This is a genomic window from Streptomyces sp. NPDC000983 (assembly GCF_040299205.1).
Taxonomy (GTDB): domain Bacteria; phylum Actinomycetota; class Actinomycetes; order Streptomycetales; family Streptomycetaceae; genus Streptomyces.
On the sequence record NZ_JBEPBM010000124.1, the window covers coordinates 1 to 1446 of the forward strand.

1 protein-coding gene is annotated in these 1446 nt (G+C 70.9%); it reads left to right on the plus strand.

The window, feature by feature from the left end:
• Positions 1-1446, plus strand: a 1446-nt coding sequence (locus ABT296_RS38630) for an AMP-binding protein (RefSeq protein WP_351934838.1), incomplete at both ends; no start/stop codon positions are given.

Genomic DNA, 1446 nt, shown 5'->3' on the forward strand with positions numbered 1-1446 from the left:
GACCGGGTGGTGGAGGCGGTCAATCCGGTGCGTTCGTCGGGGCGGCATCCGTTGTTCCAGGTGATGCTGAGCCTGCAGAACAACGCGGGCGCCCACGGCGATTTCCCCGGCCTGGACGCACACTGGGAGTACCCGGCACCCGCCGCCACCACCGACTTCGACCTCCTCTTCGACTTCCGCCAAGTGGACGAGGAGATCGAGGGACGGCTCCTGTTCGCACAGGACCTCTTCGACGACGACACGGCGCGGGGACTGGCCCACCGCTTCGTACGGTTCATGGACCAGGTGGCCGCCGACCCCGAACTCCGCCTGAACGCAGTGGACCTGCTGGGGCACGCCGAGCGCACCATGGTCCTCGCCCGGGGCACCGGCACCGAGCAGGCATCCCTCGACCGGTCGGTTGTGCACCGGTTCACCACACAGGTGGCCCGCACCCCCGACGCCACGGCAGTGGCGTGCGGCACGCGCGAGCTGTCCTACCGGCAACTCGACGAGAGCGCCGACCGGTTGGCCCGTCACCTGCTGTCCGCGGGCGCCGGGCCCGAGCGGCTGGTCGCGATCGCGATGGAACGCTCCGCCGACCTCGTCGTCGCCCTCCTGGCCGTCCTCAAGACCGGCGCCGCCTACCTCCCCCTCGACCTGCACAGCCCCGCCTCCCGGCTCGGCGCGGTGCTCAACGAGTCGAAACCCTGCGCCCTGGTGGCCGACACGGCGACGCACACCCGCGCGGCGCTGGGCGACGCGGCACCGACTCTCCCTGTCATCCGGGCCGACGACCCCCACCTGGCCGCGGTGACCGAGGGCGCGCCGAAGACGCCGTACGCCCCGCCCGTGGCCGGAACCGACCAGATCGCGTACGTGATGTACACCTCCGGCTCCACCGGACGCCCGAAGGGCGTCGCCGTCACCCACGGCAACATCCTGGGCCTCGCGGCGGACACCTGCTGGACGGCTCAGGACCACTCCCGCGTCCTTGCGCACTCGGCGCACTCCTTCGACGCGTCGACCTACGAACTGTGGGTGCCGCTGCTCAACGGAGGCACGGTCGTCGTCGCACCGCGAGACACCTCGGCCGCCGCACTGGAGCGCGCGGTCGACTCCCACGGCGTGACCGCGGCCTTCTTCACCACCTCACTCTTCAACTCCCTCGTCGCGGAACGCAGTGCTGTTCTCGGCGCCCTCAAGCACGTCTGGTTCGGCGGCGAGCAGGCGTCGGGCCCCGCCGTGGCCGAGGCACAGCGGTTCTTCCCGCACATCAGCGTCACCAACGTCTACGGCCCGACCGAGAACACCACCTTCACCACGTACGAGCACCTCACCCCCGCCTCCTTCGGCCAGGGCGAGAAGCCGTCCATCGGCGGTCCGTTGGACGGCTCCCGCGTGTTCGTGCTGGACGCCGGTCTTCGGTTGGTGCCGGTGGGTGTGGTGGGGGAGCTGTACGTCTCA